At 62.0% G+C, this 16,925-nt stretch carries 18 protein-coding genes and 1 tRNA gene; 9 read left to right on the top strand and 10 right to left on the bottom strand.

The window, feature by feature from the left end; translation table 11 throughout:
- The first annotated feature begins 129 nt into the window (after window positions 1–129).
- Window positions 130–1,983, top strand: a complete 1,854-nt coding sequence (locus AC07ZH_RS13845; protein ID WP_495200224.1) for an AMP-dependent synthetase/ligase — start codon at window positions 130–132, stop codon at window positions 1,981–1,983.
- A 36-nt stretch (window positions 1,984–2,019) separates the two neighbouring features.
- Here AC07ZH_RS13845 and AC07ZH_RS13840 read toward each other — a convergent pair whose 3' ends face one another.
- A complete protein-coding gene (locus tag AC07ZH_RS13840; RefSeq protein WP_495200223.1) occupies window positions 2,020–3,126 on the bottom strand; it encodes a saccharopine dehydrogenase family protein in 1,107 nt (368 codons plus the stop codon).
- Window positions 3,127–3,267: 141 nt separating this feature from the next.
- On the opposite strand from AC07ZH_RS13840, the gene AC07ZH_RS13835 reads away from it, so the two are divergent.
- The 7 genes from AC07ZH_RS13835 to AC07ZH_RS13805 all read left to right on the top strand — a co-directional run bounded on the left by AC07ZH_RS13835 (window position 3,268) and on the right by AC07ZH_RS13805 (window position 8,886).
- Window positions 3,268–3,720: an Lrp/AsnC family transcriptional regulator gene (locus AC07ZH_RS13835; protein ID WP_119107608.1), complete on the top strand. Its 453-nt coding sequence runs from the start codon at window positions 3,268–3,270 to the stop codon at window positions 3,718–3,720.
- Between the two features lie 396 nt (window positions 3,721–4,116).
- Window positions 4,117–5,469 carry a tyrosine-type recombinase/integrase gene (locus AC07ZH_RS13830; protein WP_495200222.1) on the top strand — a complete coding sequence of 451 codons (1,353 nt, stop codon included), beginning with the start codon at window positions 4,117–4,119 and terminating at the stop codon, window positions 5,467–5,469.
- A gap of 93 nt (window positions 5,470–5,562) precedes the next feature.
- A complete protein-coding gene (locus tag AC07ZH_RS13825; protein WP_495200221.1) occupies window positions 5,563–6,150 on the top strand; it encodes a hypothetical protein in 588 nt (195 codons plus the stop codon).
- A gap of 426 nt (window positions 6,151–6,576) precedes the next feature.
- Window positions 6,577–6,954, top strand: coding sequence for a hypothetical protein (locus AC07ZH_RS13820; protein WP_495200220.1), 378 nt, complete (start codon window positions 6,577–6,579; stop codon window positions 6,952–6,954).
- A 764-nt stretch (window positions 6,955–7,718) separates the two neighbouring features.
- The gene (locus AC07ZH_RS13815) at window positions 7,719–8,147 is read left to right on the top strand and encodes a hypothetical protein (protein WP_495200219.1); all 429 of its coding nucleotides are present in this window, start codon (window positions 7,719–7,721) and stop codon (window positions 8,145–8,147) included.
- 21 nt (window positions 8,148–8,168) lie between these two features.
- On the top strand, window positions 8,169–8,591 hold the full coding sequence (locus AC07ZH_RS13810) for a DUF5681 domain-containing protein (protein WP_495200218.1): 423 nt from the start codon (window positions 8,169–8,171) through the stop codon (window positions 8,589–8,591).
- Window positions 8,578–8,886: a hypothetical protein gene (locus AC07ZH_RS13805; RefSeq protein ID WP_495200217.1), complete on the top strand. Its 309-nt coding sequence runs from the start codon at window positions 8,578–8,580 to the stop codon at window positions 8,884–8,886. Before AC07ZH_RS13810 ends, AC07ZH_RS13805 begins: the two co-directional genes overlap by 14 nt.
- A gap of 21 nt (window positions 8,887–8,907) precedes the next feature.
- Here AC07ZH_RS13805 and AC07ZH_RS13800 read toward each other — a convergent pair whose 3' ends face one another.
- From AC07ZH_RS13800 to tolB, 6 genes are all read right to left on the bottom strand, one after another.
- Window positions 8,908–9,315 carry a hypothetical protein gene (locus tag AC07ZH_RS13800; protein ID WP_495200216.1) on the bottom strand — a complete coding sequence of 136 codons (408 nt, stop codon included), beginning with the start codon at window positions 9,313–9,315 and terminating at the stop codon, window positions 8,908–8,910.
- A gap of 219 nt (window positions 9,316–9,534) precedes the next feature.
- Window positions 9,535–9,610: transfer RNA gene (locus tag AC07ZH_RS13795), tRNA-Lys, on the bottom strand.
- A gap of 46 nt (window positions 9,611–9,656) precedes the next feature.
- Window positions 9,657–10,451 (bottom strand): tRNA threonylcarbamoyladenosine dehydratase, encoded by a 795-nt coding sequence (locus AC07ZH_RS13790; RefSeq protein ID WP_495200215.1) that lies wholly within the window; start codon window positions 10,449–10,451, stop codon window positions 9,657–9,659.
- Window positions 10,448–11,236 carry a tol-pal system protein YbgF gene (gene ybgF / locus AC07ZH_RS13785; protein WP_119107606.1) on the bottom strand — a complete coding sequence of 263 codons (789 nt, stop codon included), beginning with the start codon at window positions 11,234–11,236 and terminating at the stop codon, window positions 10,448–10,450. The genes AC07ZH_RS13790 and ybgF overlap by 4 nt, the downstream gene beginning before the upstream one ends.
- 3 nt (window positions 11,237–11,239) lie before the next feature.
- Window positions 11,240–11,776, bottom strand: coding sequence for a peptidoglycan-associated lipoprotein Pal (gene pal / locus AC07ZH_RS13780; protein ID WP_119107605.1), 537 nt, complete (start codon window positions 11,774–11,776; stop codon window positions 11,240–11,242).
- A 43-nt stretch (window positions 11,777–11,819) separates the two neighbouring features.
- The gene (gene tolB, locus AC07ZH_RS13775) at window positions 11,820–13,127 is read right to left on the bottom strand and encodes a Tol-Pal system beta propeller repeat protein TolB (protein ID WP_495200214.1); all 1,308 of its coding nucleotides are present in this window, start codon (window positions 13,125–13,127) and stop codon (window positions 11,820–11,822) included.
- Between the two features lie 117 nt (window positions 13,128–13,244).
- On the opposite strand from tolB, the gene msbA reads away from it, so the two are divergent.
- The gene (gene msbA / locus AC07ZH_RS13770; RefSeq protein ID WP_495200213.1) at window positions 13,245–15,044 is read left to right on the top strand and encodes a lipid A export permease/ATP-binding protein MsbA; all 1,800 of its coding nucleotides are present in this window, start codon (window positions 13,245–13,247) and stop codon (window positions 15,042–15,044) included.
- Window positions 15,045–15,056: 12 nt separating this feature from the next.
- Here msbA and AC07ZH_RS13765 read toward each other — a convergent pair whose 3' ends face one another.
- The 3 genes from AC07ZH_RS13765 to AC07ZH_RS13755 form a co-directional block, all read right to left on the bottom strand.
- Window positions 15,057–15,725, bottom strand: coding sequence for an ankyrin repeat domain-containing protein (locus AC07ZH_RS13765; protein ID WP_119107602.1), 669 nt, complete (start codon window positions 15,723–15,725; stop codon window positions 15,057–15,059).
- Window positions 15,719–16,528: a TatD family hydrolase gene (locus AC07ZH_RS13760; RefSeq protein ID WP_495200212.1), complete on the bottom strand. Its 810-nt coding sequence runs from the start codon at window positions 16,526–16,528 to the stop codon at window positions 15,719–15,721. Before AC07ZH_RS13760 ends, AC07ZH_RS13765 begins: the two co-directional genes overlap by 7 nt.
- 63 nt (window positions 16,529–16,591) lie before the next feature.
- Window positions 16,592–16,925, bottom strand: a 334-nt coding sequence (locus AC07ZH_RS13755) for a PilZ domain-containing protein (protein ID WP_495200211.1), incomplete at its 5' end; no start/stop codon positions are given.

Here is a 16,925-nt window from a genome sequence, read left to right as displayed (position 1 = left end):
TGGCATGCTCCCACGCTTTCCAACGAAGTCTGCGACGTGGTGGTGGTGTGCCGGGGCACTATCATTTAAGGGTTTGCCCGTGCTTGGCAACTGTTCCAGTGCCGCAGGCCTGCCCCCACACTGCCCCCGATGACCACCTTTTCACCCGACATCTCCTGCGCGCAAACCCTTCCCCAGCTTTTCTCCAACCGGGTGGCCCTGACCCCCGACGCCCCTGCGTACCGCCTCTACGACCGTGCCACCCAGGCCTGGTCTGATCTGAGCTGGGCGCAGACCGCCAAGCAGGTGGCCTCGTGGACGCAGGCCCTGGCCGCCATGCAGTTGCCCGCAGGCGCGCGCGTGGCCATTTTGTTGCCCAATGGTCTGCACGCCGTGTGCGCCGACCAGTCCACACTGGCGGCCGGCTGCGTGCCGGTGCCGCTGCACGCCATTGATAACCCAGGCAGCATTGCCTATATCCTTCAAGACAGCGATGCCTCCGTGCTCATCGTGGGCCAGGCGGCGCAGTGGGAGCAGATCCGTGCCGTGGGTACCGCCTTTCCTGCGCTGCGCGCTGTGGTGGTAACGGACGAAGACCCGGCGCTGAAACTCCACCCCACCCCTTCCGACGGCCCCGCCCTGGGCTCGCTCGCGCAGTGGCTGGGCGATGCCGGGCAGCCACTGGCGGCGCCGGTGCCCATGCCGCCCGGCCCAGACGACCTCGCCGCCATCGTCTACACCTCGGGCACTACGGGCAAGCCCAAGGGCGTGATGCTGACGCATCGCAACGTGGTCAGCGATGTGCAGGCCGTGCTGGAGCGCATTGCACCCACGCAGGACGACGTTTTTCTGTCGTTCCTGCCGCTGTCGCACACCTTCGAGCGCACGGGGGGCTACTACCTCCCCATCGCTGCGGGCTGCTGCGTGGCCTTTGCACGATCGGTGGCGTTGTTGGCCGACGACCTGAAAATCATCCGTCCCACGGTGCTGGTCTCGGTGCCGCGCATTTACGAGCGCGTTCACGCCAAGCTACTTGAGATGTTGTCGCCCACGCCCTGGAAGATGCAGCTCTATGAAGCCGCGCAGTCCAAAGGCTGGCAGCGTTTTTGCCGCGCACAAGGCCTGCCGCCACCCGCGCACGACGAAGCATTGGGCGGCTGGATGAACCTGCTGCCCTGGCCCGTGCTGCAGGCCTTGGTGGAAAAACCACTGCTGGCGCAGTTCGGCGGGCGTGTGCGTGTGGCGGTCAGCGGCGGTGCACCGCTCTCGCCCACCATTGCCAAGTGCTTTCTGGGCCTGGGCCTGCCACTGGTGCAGGGCTACGGCATGACGGAAACCTCCCCCGTGGTCTGCGTGAACACCGTGCACGACAACGACCCCGCCAGCGTGGGCCGTGCGCTCCCCGGTGTAGAGGTGCGCATTGGCGAGAACCGCGAGCTGCAGGTGCGCGGCTCCATTGTGATGAAAGGCTATTGGAAGCGCCCCGAGGATACGGCCAGAATCCTGGCTACCGACGGCTGGCTGGGCACGGGCGACCAGGCCGACATCGTGGACGGCCGTATCTACATCCGGGGGCGCATCAAGGAGATCATCGTCACCTCAACCGGCGAAAAAATCCCGCCGGGCGACCTGGAGCTGGCCCTGCAATCCGACCCCCTGCTCGAACAAACCTTCGTGGTGGGCGAAAACCGCTCGTTCATCGCCTGCGTGGCGGTGCTCAAGAGCGACGAATGGCTGCGCTTGGCTGAGAGCCTGGGGCTGGACCCGAAAGATCCGGACAGCCTGAACAACGCCGCAGTGCACCGTGCCATCCTGGCGCGCATTGAAATCAACACCGCCAGCTTTCCGCGCTACGCCGTGCCCCGCACCGTGTACTGCACACTGGAGCCGTGGACGACAGAAAACGGCTTCATGACGCCCACGCTCAAGCTCAAGCGCAACAATTTGATGGCCTATTTCGCGCAAGCCATCGAAGGCATGTACCAAAAGCCCGGGGGGCGTTAAGCACTGCTTTGCCCGTGGCCGCATGAACTTAAGGCCTCACGCGGCCACGCCCTCCCCCGCGCATTCCGTGGCGTAGGCCTGACCAAACCGGTTGGCCAGAAAATCCTGCAGCGCCACAGACTCTTGGCCGACAAAGCCCTTTTGCGGCAAGCTGCCCTGGGCGACCAGATCCAGCGCCGTGCAGATCCCGGCTGCCGTGGTGCGCTGGATGGCGCTCAGCCGGTGGCCGTCCACCTCGGTGCCCACAATCCGGACCGAGTACGAGTCTTGCACCAACCGCCCGCCGCGCAGGCCCGAGGCGCTGGCAAACACCACGATCACATCCTGCTCGGTGGTGGGAATGGCGGCCTCGAAAATTTCCTTGAGCAGATCGCGCCGGTCGCGCAGGCGCAGGTCGTTGAGCAGCAGTTTAAGAATCGCGCAATGGCCGGGGTAGCGGATGGACTTGTAATCCACCTGCCGCGCACGCCCCGCCAGGGTTTCGGTCAGCGTGCCCAGACCGCCCGAGGTGTTGAAGGCCTCGTACTCCACGCCATCGAGCGCAAAAGTCTCCAGGCCGTCGAGCGCTGCAACGGTAGTGGTCTGGCTGTCCACAATGGCCTCGCAGGGGTTGCAGTACTCGTTGATCAGGCCCTCGGTGCTCCAGGTGAGGTTGTAGCGCAGCGCCCCTTGCGGGTAGCGCGGCAGTGCGCCCACGCGCATGCGCAGGCTGTGAAGCTCGTCGAAGCGACGTGCCAGATCGTGTCCGACAATGCCGATGAAGCCTGGCGCCAGACCGCACTGGGGCATGAGCACGCTGCGCGCACCCTTGGCCAGGGCGCGGATGGCCTGGGTACTTTGCACGTCCTCGGTCAGGTCAAAGTAGTGCACGCCTGCTTGCACACACTGCGTGGCCACCCCCACGGCGCAGTGGAAGGGCAGCGCGTTGAGCACTGCATAGCGGCCACTAATGGCGGTTTGCAAGGCCGCATCGTCAGGCATTGCCAGCGTTTGCAGGCCCAGCGCAGCAACTGGTTTCAGGCGCGCCACATCGCGGTCGGCCACCAGAATGTCGTAATCGCCGCTGCGTGCAAGCAGCAAGGCCATGGCAAAACCTATATGGCCGGCGCCCAGGATGGTGATGAAACGGCGTTTGGGGGTCATGGTTTGTCTCCTTGTTTTTGGGGTGGCGCTGCCGTGCAGCACGCTTTGATGCTACGGCCCAGAGGTGTCAATGTGTAGTGTAAAAATCGTCGATTAATGAGCTTATATTCGTCATAAATACGAAATCAACCGACGATAAATATGAACACACCTCTGGACGACACCGATCGCCAGCTCTTGAGTCTGCTGCAGGCGAACGCCCGTGAGGGCACTGCCGCTCTTGCGAGGAAGTTGGGCTTGGCCCGCACCACCGTTGTGGCGCGCATTGCGCGTTTGGAGCGCTCTGGTGTCGTTGCAGGCTATGGCGTGCGCTTGGGTGCGGGCATGGACCAAGCCACCGTGCGTGCCTGGTGCAGCTTGAGCGTATTGCCGCGAACAGCACCTGCCGTATTGCGCATGCTTGCGGGTATGGCTGAGGTAGAAGAGGTGTCCGCTGTCAGTGGCCACTTCGACTACCTCGCATTTCTGCGCTGCAGCAGCCACGAGCAACTCGACAGCCTGCTTGATCGAATCGGCCAGATGGACGGCGTCCACAAAACCCAGACCAGCATCGTGCTCAGCCGCAAAATCGACCGGCGCAGCGTATTGGGGTGATCAGTTGGATTGCAGCAGGGCCGTTGGCGATGGCCTCACCGTCGCAATAAGTTGAACTCTGGGTGCGAAGGAGCAAGGAGCTCATCGCGGCCTGTCCAAACGCCACCCCTTGGAAAAGAAAAGCCCCGCTATTTATTCAATAGCGGGGCTTCCTTGTTGACCTTGGTGGGACGTGCGGGGGTCGAACCCACGACAAACGGATTAAAAGTCCGACCCAAATAGTATTTGCCCGTGTTGATTTCCGCTGATAGAATCATTACACATCAACAACTTACAACGGAATCAAGCCCGCAAAGTGTTGATTGATGGGGTTCTAAATATGGCAAAAGTGGCTACATGGTGGCTACATGGCCTGCAAAGTGGCTACACAGTGGCTACACGGAAACGGGGCAATCAATGGCAAGACCAAAGAAAAGCGACGCGCCAGACCTGAGCGAAGCCCAGGAACTAACCGCCGGGGCAATCGAGCGCCTTACCTGCCCGACTGGCAAGCAACAAGCATTCATGCGCGACACCAAGGCACCCGGCCTGCGTGTGCGGGTTACTGCCGCTGGTGCCAAGTCCTACGTTTTCGAGGCGAAGCTGAACCGGCAAACCATCCGCCGCACCCTTGGGGACGTTCGCACCCTGAGCATTGAGGATGCCCGCGACGCTGCCCGCACCCTTGCAAAGACAGTCAAGACCGACAAGCAAGACCCCCGCGAAGTACAGCGCCAGCAACAGGCCGCCCAAGCCGCCAGCAAGGCCGCCGCCGCCGTGCAAGCTGTGACCGTGGGCGAGGTGTGGGCTGAATATCTGACCGAGCGCCGCCCGCAATGGGGCGAGCGCCACTATCAAGACCATATCGACAAAGCCGCACCCGGTGGCGTGGCGTCAACCCGCCGGGGTTATGAAAAACACCTGACCAAGCCGGGGCCGCTGGCCGCATTGATGCCCCTGCCCTTGCGTGACCTTGACGCGCCCACCATAGAAGCATGGGCCGCGAAGGAAGCAAAGACCCGCGCAACATCCGCCCGGCTGGCATGGCGACTGCTGAAAGTGTTTCTGCGCTGGTGCGAGGAACAACCCGCCTATGCTGGCCTGCTGCCTGCAAAGAACCCGGCAAAGACCCAAAAGAGCCGCGAAGCCTTGGGCAAAGCCGGGGTGAAAAAGGACGTTCTACAGCGTGGACAACTGCCCGCATGGTTTGCCGCCGTGCAACAGGCACAGAACCCGGTGATTGCCGCCGCCCTGCAAATCATGCTGCTGACAGGTGCCCGACCGGGTGAAGTGCTGGGGCTGCGCTGGGAGGATGTAAACACCAAGTGGAAGGGAATCAGCATCCGCGACAAGGTAGAGGGCACCCGAGAGATTCCGGCAACGCCCTATGTGCTGCAATTGCTGGCCGCCCTGCCCCGCCGCAATGAATGGGTGTTTTCAAGCCCCACTAGTGCCGATGGCCGCCTGACCGAGCCGAACAATGCCCACACCCGCGCCTGTCGGATTGCCGGGCTGGACAACCTGACCCCGCACGGGCTGCGCCGTTCGTTCAAGTCCCTGACAGAGTGGCTAGAGATTCCCGCCGGGGTGGTGGCGCAAATCATGGGGCACAAGCCCAGCGCGACCGCTGAAAAGCATTACACCGTGCGCCCCCTCGACCTGCTGCGCCAGCACCATGAAAAGATAGAGGCGTGGATTCTGGAACAGGCCGGGGTGACGTTTGATGCCCAGGCCGCACCCGGTGCGCTGCGCGTGGTGACAGCCGCCTAAGACGTTTTGCCCCAGCTAGGCCCGCGAACTGAAAAGCGGGTTTCCCTGCCCGCCTGCTGGGGCTCCTTTTCAGGGCTGCACTGAGGGGGTGCTATGGCTACACGCACGATTGAAGAGATCCATGTTGTTCTGCCAGTGGCTGAAGGGGGCTATTACCGCTTTGGCGGCCTACCCAGATTGATTGCGGATGCCCTGTATCCAGAATGCCCAGACGCTGACGAAGAAGCGCAGGAATTGCAGTGGATGAGGCATGCGATTTACGGCGTGGAAAAGGTCAAGAAAGACCTAATGCGCGCTGCGCACGTGGCGGAAGGCGAGCCGGGCTATCTGCATGTTGCCGAGAACAGCGCGTCAAAACGTCCGCTGGAATGGCGCATGGGGGCGGTTTTGGAATCGGGACTGGTGCATTTGGATTGGCTGAATGAATGGGGCGAATCGCGCAGGCCGTGCCTCGTTTTCTCCACAGTGGCGCAAGCACAGCCCCAGGCCGCCCGGCCAGCGTCGGTGGCACCCAGCGCCAGCAAAGGCACGCCGCCCAAGCTGACCGAAACCGACAAAGCCGAAGTGGTAAGGCTTTACGACCGAGGCCGGGGCGTGTCCGTCAACAAGCTGGCAAAGCATTTCCACGTGTCGAACCCGACCATTGACAATGTGCTAAAGAAGGCAGGCATCAAAAATTGAGGGGTTGCAGGGGTTGCAGCAATCGGCCCGCAACCCGCATGAAATAAGGATTTTTGCAAATTGCAAGGGGTTGCATGTTGACTGCAATCCGGGTTGCAGCAAGCCAATACAGCCATCGCAACAAACCCGAAAGGGAACCAACGATGGCACACCAACTGCTTACCCCGCTGGCGCAAGAAACCCGCGCTGCACTACCAACTAGCGAGGCCGCCGGGCACCTGAGCCGCGCACAGCAAACGCTTCGCATTTGGGCTTGCCGAGAGGATGGCCCAATCCGTCCCATCCGCATAAATGGCCGCCTTGCATGGCCCGTGTCTGAGCTGCGCCGCGTGCTGGGGGTGGCGCAATGATGGCCGCCATCAATCGCCTGGCGCTGGCACTGTGGTGCGCGGCCCCGTCCCGCTGGTTTCGCAGGGGGGCCCGCAAATGAGAAAACCCGCCGCACCGATCAAAACGCAAGCGGGCTTTTTCCCTGAGACACACGCACACGATTCTACTGCCCAGCCTGCCAAATTCCACGGCACGGACAACCCACGCGAACTGCGCGCATTGGCATTTTTACTGCGTCGCCCTTCTGTGTCGCGCGAAGCCTTTGACCGTGAAGTGGGGTGCTCGAATGGCCCCGACTTGATCCTGCGCTTGCGCGAATACGGGCTTGGAAAAGCGCACTTGCCCTGTACGCGTATCGAGGTAATTGACCGCGATGGCTGCAAAGCCCGTCCCGGCATTTATTGGCTAACACCGCAAGGCCGTCGCGCTGTTTTGCAGTGGCTGGCAAAGCGAGGAAATGGAGGTGCAGCGTGAGTGCACCAATGGACCCGACCATGCAGCAACTTGCCGACAGCGCAGGCGTGTCCCGCCGGAGGGGTAGCAATGGCGAACGGGCGTAACAGAGCCAACAAAGGCAATTCAGGCCGCGATGCAGGCGGGTTTGTGGCCTTGCCCTGGTCAGTGCTCGATTGCCCCGCCTACGCCGGTTTAAGCCATCCTGCGCGTGCTTTGCTTTTCGAGTTGGCACGGCAGTTTGTGCGAGACAACAACGGGAGATTGCTGCTCTCTGCGGCCTATCTGTTCAAACGGGGCTGGCGCAGTGCCGACGTGATTACGCGAGGCAAGCGCGAGCTATTGGCGGCAGGCTTCATTCATGAAACCGTCAAAGGGCACCGACCGAATCGTGCGAGCTGGTACGCCGTCACATGGCAACTACTCGACAGACTGGCGGGTTACGACGCGGGCGCAGCCGAATCATTCCAGCGCGGCGCGTACCGCCAAAACTTGCCGCTCGAAAACGCAAGCCTTAGACCGTCTCACGGCGTAGAGTGCCCCCCTATTGCACCGTCTGACGGTGTAGAGACAACGCTGCCTACGCCGTCTCACGGTGCTATCAGGCGTGTTTTCGCTGCCCTGCCTACGCCGTCTCACGGAAACCATCTAGAGATGCCATCTATTGCAGTTTGCTGGCAGGGGATGGACCAAGGCAGCTACAAGCGACTGACAGCGAAGCCCACGCACCTTTTCACCGGCCTGCTGGAAAGCCAGCGCGTCACTACACACTGAAAGACAGCACCATGACCAACAAATTGACGCACCACCACCTGAGCGCCGAAGTCGTGAACGACGAACACGGCACCGCCATCATGTTGACCCAGCAAGACGGCATCGAAGACCCGCAGACCGTGCTGGTGCATCCGTGGCAGTTGCGCGCTGTGTGCGAGCACTTCGGGATCATCGCCAGCGACGCCCAAGCGGCAAAGACCATTGCCACATTGCAGCGCCGCATGGCGGGCTTGCGCGACCGTATCGACGCCCTGGCTGATTGGATGGCAAAGCACAGCGACCACGCCCATGCCGACCTGAGCTATGAAGTGACCCAGCTACAGGCGCTTCAAGACCTGGCAGGCGAATGGTGCGCAGAGTTTGAAGAACTGGAGTCCGACACCACGCCCGCCGCCGCAGAGTGCACCAGCGCACCCGTTGCCCAGGCTTCATTGCTTTGATTGAGCAGAAAAGGAACACCGATGGCGACAAGAAAAGCGCCCGCCGCTGCGTGGAAGCCGGGACAGTCTGGAAACCCCAAGGGTCGCCCGGCTGGCACTGGTGAAGTGGCAAAGTTGCGCGCCGCCATTGCAGACCGCGTGCCTGAATTGCTGTCAAAGCTGATGGCGCAAGCACTGGAAGGCGATACCGCCGCCGCCCGCCTATTGTTGGAGCGTGCCATAGCCCCGCTAAAGGCCGCAGAACAGCCGCAGGCGCTAACCCTGCCCGATGGCACTCTGACCGACCAAGGCCGTGCCGTGCTGGCTTCTGTGGCTTCTGGTGAGCTTGCGCCGGGGCAAGGGGCCGCGCTGCTGGGTGCTATCGGCACGCTGGCGCGCGTGGCTGAAGTTGACGAACTGGCCGCACGCATTACCTTTTTGGAGCAACAACATGCCAAGTCTTGAAAAGAGAATTGCAGAACTGGAAAAGAGCGCAGTCAAAGACGAGCCGCCTACTATCGTCATCATCCGCACGCTGATGCCCGGCGATGGCCCCAAGGAAGAAATTCAGGAACTGCATGACCGGATGGGCCGCCAGCACTGGATACGTCAGCCGGGAGAGTCTGAACAGGAACTGATAGACCGCGCATCCCACGAGGCGACGGGCAACGGGGTTACTTGTGCTTTGTTGATGGATTGGGACAGCTACGAGGCGCGGGCCGATGCGGAGCGTTCCGCGCGCGTGCGCGAGGCAGAGTAAAACTTGCCGCACTGAGGGTTGCTATCGCGAGCCGCCCATTCTTATTTGCAGGTCATAGGTGGCGCCAGTGTCGTCCTGGCACTCACCAAAGCCCTGATTGCTCATTTCGGAATACTGGAAGCGGCATCGCAAACCCACGCCATCGCCACTGCGCGCAATGATGTTGCCCCCGCCACCTGAACTAGTGGAGACAAAGCCAGAAGTTGCGCCTTTGCCAATCCCTACGAATGAGCCGAACGAGGCATCCGACGCGTAGGCGTACTGACCAACAAACACTCGCGAGCCAATAGTGATTCGCACGCTGCTGTCATTGTCTTGAGCCGTGCCAGAACCAACTGTAGGGCCGCCCCGCTGCTGTAGCTGTAGCTGATATGAGCAACCCGCGAGTGCAAGGCCAATCAACAAATAAAGCGCACGTAGTGTTTTCATCACTGCTCCCTTTGCATCGCATTGTGGCAACTTTCTGGCGCGTGCATGAAGCGGTGTTGCCTTGCGAGTCCTAAGAGCCCGCCGCGTGCGGGTTTTCTTTTGTCTGGTGCTGGGGCTGCACGGTACAAAAACCGGTACTGCTGGCTACATGGTGGCTACATGAGGCCAAAAACAAAAAACCCCGCTACCGATTAGATAGCAGGGTTTCCATACTGTACTTGGTGGGACGTGCGGGGGTCGAACCCACGACAAACGGATTAAAAGTCCGCTGCTCTACCAACTGAGCTAACGTCCCATCTCTTGCTGCACGGTATCAATGCACTGCGCAGCAAAGCCTTGAATTATACATTTTTCTCGCGCTTTGCCAGCGCATCCAGCATCCAACCTGCGGCGCACATGCCAAAAGTCGCTGTCACTGCCACAGTAGAGCCGTAACCGTGGCAGTTGAGCGAGCCGTCACTTTGCGCATTGCATGAGGTATCGGGTTGCAAAACTGTTTCACGGCTGAATACGCAATGGGTGCCAATTCTCTGATCCGCCCCGCGCGGTGCCGCGTGGTGCTTGCGCAAGCGGTAACGAAGCTGTGCCAGCAAAGGGTCGTGTGTCACCTGCGCGAGGTCTGCCACTTCCACTTTGTGGGCCAAGCGCTTGCCTCCGGCAGCTCCAGAGGCGATGAAGAGCGTTCCGCAGTCGCGCGCCCAGGCGGCCATGGCAGTCTTGGCGCGCACTTGGTCGCAGGCGTCGATGACCCCGTCAACGGAGACATCGCCCAACAAGGCTGGCCAGTTGGCGGGTTCCACGAATTCCTCAACACAGTGCACGTCGCAACCTGGGTGGATGCCGGCAATCCGTTCGCGCATCGCCTGCACCTTGGCTTGACCAAACGTGGCGTTCAGAGCATGGATTTGCCGATTCACGTTGGACTCGGCAATATGGTCCAGGTCGATCAACGTGATTCGGGACACCCCACTGCGAGCAAGTGCTTCTGCCGTCCACGAGCCGACACCGCCAATGCCGACCACTACGACATGGGCGCCGGATATTCGGCGCGCACCAGCAACCCCATACAAGCGATCAAGCCCGCCAAATCGCCGCTTCAGGTCCGGCTCCCTACTTGCGAGCCTGTTGGTGGTCACTTCATGCGCGCCAACCGCTCTTTGGCAGTCGCTGCGGCTTCCGAGCTTGGATAGACCCGGATCAGATCTTCAAGGGTCTTGCGCGCGCCCTTGGTTTCCTTCAGCTCCATCTGGCAGTTGGCGATGGACAGTGCTGCTTCTGGTGCGCGTGCATGGTTGGGCGCATTGGCCAACAAAGTCTTGAAGTTGGTGACCGCGTCTTTGTAGTTGCGGGTTGCGTACTGTGCGTTGCCGAGCCAGAAACGTGCTGAAGGCCCATAGCCGCTGCGCGGGTACTTGCTGATAAAGGCGCCGAAGGAATTCTGCGCATCGGCAAACTTGCTGGCTCGAAAAACCGCCATGGCGGCCTCGAAGTCCTGGGTCTCCGCAGGGTCTGCGACAAACTCCTGCCCATCAAGCGTAACTTTGCTGGGCTCGAACTTGCGCAGGCGCTCGTCCACTCCCTGCGAAATTTCTTTCTGGTGCTGTTGCAACTCGGACACGTCGCGCACCAGTTGCTCGTTCTGCCCGCGCAGTTTGGCTATTTGCACCTGCAGGCCCTCGATCTGGGTCTGCAAGTCGAGCAGGCTGCGGCGCAATTGCGCCGAATCTTCGCCCGATCGACGCAAATCGTCGCCAGCTCGCTGGTTCGATTGTTGCAGCGTGTCGATGCGTTGGCGCAATTCGATGATCGCGCGCCGCGCCTCGTCATCATCAAACAGTGCAGCGTGGGCCGGGGCAGCAAGGCTCCCCACCAGCACGCAGGCAAGCGCGACAGCAGGGCCTAGGTTTCGCTTGGGGATCATTGCTTAGCGGTAGACGAGTTCAGCGCGGCGGTTCTTCGCGTAGGCCTCTTCGTTCATGGCATCGACCGCGGGCTTTTCCTTGCCAAAGCTCACCGCCTCCATCTGGCTATCGGGTACGCCCAAAAGAGCCAGCGCACGGCGCACGGCCTCGGAACGCTTCTGGCCAAGTGCCAGGTTGTATTCGCTGCCACCACGCTGGTCGGTATTGCCTTCAATCACCAGCTTGCGTGCGGTGTTGGCTTTCAAAAAGCGTGCATGGCCTTCGATGAGCGACTGGAACTCGGGCTTGATGACGTAGCTGTCGTAGTCAAAGTAAATGACGCGTGCAACGCCCACCGGGCCGGCGGCATCCCGCGCGGAGGCGTTGAGATCGACCCCTTGAACCCCGCTCTGGCCTGCATTGCCGGAATTGGCACCATTGCCCGTGGCAAGCGCGGCACCCGATTTGTCGGTTACCGGAACGTTGTCGAGGTCTACACCCGAACTGCATCCTGCCAGCACCACAAGGGCTGCTGCAAGAAAGGAAACGCGTTTGATCATGTGAATGCTCCTGAAATATCGATAGAGGTGAATTGAATAAAGTTCATTGTTTCTGGAACGGACCCCAGTCTGGCTCACGAATGTCGCCACTCTGCCCTGCCAGACGCGCTTTGATCTTGCCGTCGAGCGTGGTGGTCATGAGCGATTCACGGCCCTGTTGCTGGGTGGCGTACACGATTAAGCGGCTGTTGGGTGCAAAGCTGGGGCTCTCGTCGGCATTGGAGTCGGTGATCGAGCGCACGGTGCCATTGGTCAAATCCATCACGTGAAGCTTGAAGGCTCCGCTCATACGGGAGATGTAGGCCAGCCAGTGCCCGTCCGGGCTGAGTGCGGGCGAGATGTTGTAGCTGCCGTCGAAAGTGATGCGCTCTGGCGCACCGCCCGATACGGGCACACGGTAGATTTGCGGTGCGCCACCGCGGTCGCTGACGAAATAAATGCTTTTCCCATCGGCCGAATACACCGGCTCGGTGTCGATACCGGAGCTCTGCATGAGGCGGCGCGGTTCGCCACCGTTGGCGTCGATGGTGTAGAGCTGTGAATTTCCATCGCGGCTGAGCGTCACCGCCAGGCTGCGGCCGTCGGGAGCCCAGGCCGGCGCGCTGTTCGAACCGCGGAAGTTGGCAATCAGCCGGCGGCGGCCGCTCGCGACGTCGTGCACGTACACCACGGGCTTGCGCGATTCGAAGGACACATAGGCAATTTGCCCACCACTGGGCGACCAGGCCGGCGAAATAATAGGCTCGGGGCTGGCGAGCGCAGCCTGCGCATTTTCACCATCGGCATCGGCCACCCACAAGGTGTAGCGCGAGCCAGTCTTGGTTACATAGGCCAGGCGCGTCGAGAAAATGCCCTTTTCGCCGGTGAGCTTTTCATAGACGAAGTCGGCAATGCGGTGGGCGACCAGTCGCAGGTCGGCCTGCACCACCACATAACTCTGGCCGCCCAAATCTTGCCCGCGCACCACGTCCCACAGGCGAAAGCGCACGTCGTAGCGCCCATCGGCCAGACGCGTCATGCTGCCGCTGACCAGGGAATCGGCAGCCTTTTGTCGCCACAGTGCGACGTCCGGCCTGCTGGTCTCGTCCAGCAGGGCCCCGGTGGCGTCGACCGCACGAAACTGGCCACTGCGCTCCAGGTCGGCCTGGACGATGGCAGCGGCCTTTTGGGGTGCCTGGGCTTCGCCGCGAAACGGTGCAATGGCAATAGGCAGTTGCGTCAGGCCAACGCCCGAGACTTCGACACGAAACTGGGCCAGTGCAGGCAGCGTGGCCACTGCGCCGAGGCCGGCAAGCAGGAGACGCCGGGACGGCGCGAAAAAGGAGGGGGGATGAGAGCTTTGGAGTGTCATTCGCAAAAGGCAGCAGCCGTTCAGGAGACGGTTGTCAGGTATGAATGTTACACACTGCGAGCACGCTTCCCTGTCACAAATCGTTGGCAAGGCCGCAAAAAGTAGAATTGCCAGCCCATGCTCTCTACCGACCACGCCCCTGCGGCGCCGAAAAATCGCCCGCCTGAAGTGGCCCCTACATCGCTACTGGCGCGCCTGTCGCGGCTTTCCGGCTATTTTCAAGGCCAACGCCTTGCCTGGAGCGTGGCGGTGGTGGCGACCGTGGTGGGCGCCGTCACAGAGCCATTGATTCCTGCGCTGCTCAAGCCCTTGCTTGATCGAGGGTTTACACAGGGCAACCTCCAGCTGTGGGTGGTGCCGCTTGCGATCATGGGGGTGTTCTTGGTGCGAGGAATGGCCCAGTTTGTCGGGCAATACGCGCTGGCACGCATTGCGAACGAAGGCATGCTGATCCTTCGCCAGACCTTGTTTGCGCGCTTGCTGGCAGCCGACATGGGGCTGTTTTCGCGCCAGTCGGCAAGCATGCTCTCCAATACGGTGGTGTACGAAGTGCAAACCGGGGCCACCCTGCTGGTGCAGGCACTGCTCGGGCTTTCGCGCGACGGCTTCACGCTGATCGCGCTGCTGATGTACCTGCTGTACCTCAACTGGCAGCTCACTCTGATCGTCGGCGTGGTAGTGCCGGGCGTGGCCTGGATCATGAAGACCCTCTCGCGCCGGCTATACCGCATCACCAAGACCAGCCAGCAAGCGACCGATGCCCTCGCCTACGTGGTCGAAGAAAACGTGCTGGCGCACCGCATGGTGCGGCTGCATGCGGCGCAAGCAGGCCAGTCAGAGCGTTTTGGCGTGCTCAGCCGCAACCTGCGCGGCTTGGCCATCAAGGCCACCATCGCTTCTGCCGCGATGACACCCCTCACCCAGTTACTGGCTGCCGCAGCGCTCTCGGCGGTGATCTGCACAGCACTTTGGCAAAGCCAGGGGCAAGCAGCGGTGGCGAAAGAGGTGACCGTGGGCGGGTTTGTGGCCTTTATCACCGCCATGCTGATGTTGATTGCCCCCATTCGCCGCTTGGCCGATGTGGCCAATCCGATCACACGCGGGGTCGCCGCATTGGAGCGTGGCTTGTTCTTGCTTGGCGAAACACCCGCTGAAACAGGCGGCAGCCACACCAGCGAACGGGCCCAGGGCGCCATCGCATTCGACAACGTGAGTGTGACGTTTGCAGTCGACCGCCCTCCCGCGCTCGACCGCGTGAGCTTTACCGTGCGTCCGGGTGAAATCGTCGCGTTGGTGGGCCCCTCGGGCGCTGGAAAAACCACGCTGGCCAACCTGCTGCCGCGCTTTGTCGCTTGCGATGCTGGCCAGGTGCTGCTCGATGGCCACGCGCTGGAGACTTGGGATCTGGCCAGCTTGCGCGCGCAGTTTGCCTTTGTCAGCCAGGACGTGGTGATGTTCAACGATACGCTGGCGGCCAACGTCGCACTGGGCGCCGCCCCGGACAGGGCGCGCGTACAGAGCTGCCTTGCCGCAGCCAACCTGGCCGAGCATGTAGCGGGCTTGCCGCAGGGCATGGACACACCCGTGGGCCACAACGCGACGCAACTCTCCGGCGGCCAGCGCCAGCGCCTGGCGATCGCTCGGGCGCTCTACAAGGATGCGCCCATTCTCATTCTGGACGAAGCCACGTCGGCGCTGGATACCGAGTCTGAGAGGCTGGTGCAGGACGCGCTGGCCCGGTTGATGCAGGGGCGAACCACCATCGTGATTGCCCACCGGCTCTCAACCATCGAACACGCCGACCGCGTGGTCGTCATGGACCGCGGCCATGTCGTCGAGCAAGGCACGCACCAGGAGTTGATGGCAATGGAAGGCTTGTACGCCCGCCTCCAGTCGCGGCCTACCCCGGGCGCGTAAACAAAGCAAGCGCTACCAGTGTCCGCGCTGCGGCTGGCGCCTGCGAATCGCATCGGCAATGCTTTGCGCCACATCCTTGCGCTCGGCGCGCAGCGCGAAATCCACCGCAGAGAGCCGCAACTGGTTGCGCAGCGACGGGTCGGCCCCCTCGCTCAGCAGCAGTGCCACCGATTCGCTGGTGCCGTACTGTGCGGCCATCATCAGCGGCGTGCTGCCGTTGGGCGATGCCGCGTCGATATAGGCGGAATGCTCCAGCAGCAGGGAAATAATGTCCGTTTGGTACTTGCTCGATCCTGACGCTGCATAGTGCAGTGGGGTCCAACCCGGGTGGTTGATATCGGCGTCACGGGCAATCAGCGCGCGTGCCATCTCCAGTTGGCCGCGCAGCGCTGCAAACATCAAAGGGGTTTCCTGATGGGCATTGCGCAGATTGACGTTCGTCTCGGGGGCGCGAATCAGGACAGCGGCCACGCGCAGCGCATCGGCCTGCAGGGCAACGGACAGACCAGGGGTGCCGCGGGTATCGAGGCTGTTGGGGTCGAAGCCCCGGCGCAGCAAATCTTGTACGGTGCTCGCATCGTCGCGCTGGATGGCGGCAAAAAAGTCCTCGAACGAGCCTGCTCGTGCTGCCGGCATCACGAGCAGCGCGCACAGACTGATCACACCGCGCCGCCCTAGCATGCCGCCACCCGCGCAAACAGCTGATCAAAGTTGTGGCTGGTGGCCTCGGCCACCGCTTCCACGGCGATCCCCCGCACCTGTGCGATCTGCTGCGCCACATAGGGCACGTACGCAGGGGAGTTGGTCTTGCCGCGAAACGGCACTGGCGCCAGGTAGGGGCTGTCGGTTTCGATCAGCAGCCGGTCCAGCGGCACAAAGGCGGCCACGTCGCGCAGATCCTGGGCATTTTTAAAAGTGATGATGCCCGAGAACGAAATATAGAAACCCATATCGAGTGCCGCGCGCGCCACGGCCTGCGATTCGGTGAAGCAGTGGAAGACACCACCTGCACGGTGGGCGGCTTCGCCCTGGCTCTCTTCACGCAGAATGGCAAGCGTGTCATCTGAGGCGCTGCGGGTGTGGATGACGAGCGGAAGGCCGCAGGCGCGCGCTGCGCGTATGTGGGTACGAAAGCGTTCGCGCTGCCACTCGAGATCGGCAATGCTGCGCCCACCTTTGCGGTCCTCCATGCCGTAGTAGTCCAACCCCGTTTCGCCGATGGCCACAACGCGGGGCAGCGCGGCGCGCGTCAGCAAGTCTTGAACGCTGGGCTCCTGCACGCCTTCGTTGTCCGGGTGCACCCCGACGGAACACCAGAAGTTGTCGTGCGCCAGCGCCAGGGCATGCACGTCGGAAAATTCTTCCAGCGTGGTGCAGATGCACAGCGCCCGCTCAACTTGGGCCTGTGCCATCGCCTCGCGGATGGCGGGCAGCTGTGCCGCCAGTTCAGGAAAACTCAGATGGCAGTGGGAATCGGTAAACATGGGCACGACGCTTGGTGCGCCGGTTCAATCAACGGCGTGGCCCTCGGGCCGCACCGCGTGCAATCAAATGGTTTGCGTGGGACGCTCGGAGCCCAGGGCGGTGCCGAGGATTTCCTCGATCTTGTGCTTGAGCTGGCGCGATTTTTCATCCTTGGGGAACTGGATGCCCACACCCTGGGTGCGGTTCCCACCAGCGCGCGCTGGCGTGACCCAGGCCACCCGACCAGCCACGGGATAGCGCTGCGTATCGTCGGGCAGCGTCAGCAGCACATAGACATCATCACCCAACCGGTACTCGCGCGGCGTCGGCACGAAGATACCGCCCTCGACAAAAAAGGGAATGTAGGCCGCGTGCAGGGCGCCCTTTTCCTTGATGGCCAACTGCATCACACTGGGG

The organism is Simplicispira sp. GW247-4R2A (genome assembly GCF_059424465.1).
The sequence above is the reverse complement of the archived record's forward strand: the minus strand, read 5'-3'. Positions and strand labels throughout refer to the sequence as shown.

Bases quoted from the DNA above. Each gene is read 5' to 3' on its own strand.
- AC07ZH_RS13760 (WP_495200212.1), bottom strand. From the start codon at position 16,528: ATGTTTACCGATTCCCACTGCCATCTGAGTTTTCCTGAACTGGCGGCA.
- tolB (WP_495200214.1), bottom strand. From the start codon at position 13,127: ATGACACTCCAAAGCTCTCATCCCCCCTCCTTTTTCGCGCCGTCCCGG.
- AC07ZH_RS13830 (WP_495200222.1), top strand. From the start codon at position 4,117: ATGGCAAGACCAAAGAAAAGCGACGCGCCAGACCTGAGCGAAGCCCAG.
- pal (WP_119107605.1), bottom strand. From the start codon at position 11,776: ATGATCAAACGCGTTTCCTTTCTTGCAGCAGCCCTTGTGGTGCTGGCA.
- ybgF (WP_119107606.1), bottom strand. From the start codon at position 11,236: ATGATCCCCAAGCGAAACCTAGGCCCTGCTGTCGCGCTTGCCTGCGTG.
- AC07ZH_RS13840 (WP_495200223.1), bottom strand. From the start codon at position 3,126: ATGACCCCCAAACGCCGTTTCATCACCATCCTGGGCGCCGGCCATATA.
- AC07ZH_RS13835 (WP_119107608.1), top strand. From the start codon at position 3,268: ATGAACACACCTCTGGACGACACCGATCGCCAGCTCTTGAGTCTGCTG.
- AC07ZH_RS13845 (WP_495200224.1), top strand. From the start codon at position 130: ATGACCACCTTTTCACCCGACATCTCCTGCGCGCAAACCCTTCCCCAG.
- AC07ZH_RS13825 (WP_495200221.1), top strand. From the start codon at position 5,563: ATGGCTACACGCACGATTGAAGAGATCCATGTTGTTCTGCCAGTGGCT.
- msbA (WP_495200213.1), top strand. From the start codon at position 13,245: ATGCTCTCTACCGACCACGCCCCTGCGGCGCCGAAAAATCGCCCGCCT.
- AC07ZH_RS13800 (WP_495200216.1), bottom strand. From the start codon at position 9,315: ATGAAAACACTACGTGCGCTTTATTTGTTGATTGGCCTTGCACTCGCG.
- AC07ZH_RS13805 (WP_495200217.1), top strand. From the start codon at position 8,578: ATGCCAAGTCTTGAAAAGAGAATTGCAGAACTGGAAAAGAGCGCAGTC.
- AC07ZH_RS13815 (WP_495200219.1), top strand. From the start codon at position 7,719: ATGACCAACAAATTGACGCACCACCACCTGAGCGCCGAAGTCGTGAAC.
- AC07ZH_RS13810 (WP_495200218.1), top strand. From the start codon at position 8,169: ATGGCGACAAGAAAAGCGCCCGCCGCTGCGTGGAAGCCGGGACAGTCT.
- AC07ZH_RS13820 (WP_495200220.1), top strand. From the start codon at position 6,577: ATGAGAAAACCCGCCGCACCGATCAAAACGCAAGCGGGCTTTTTCCCT.
- AC07ZH_RS13765 (WP_119107602.1), bottom strand. From the start codon at position 15,725: ATGCTAGGGCGGCGCGGTGTGATCAGTCTGTGCGCGCTGCTCGTGATG.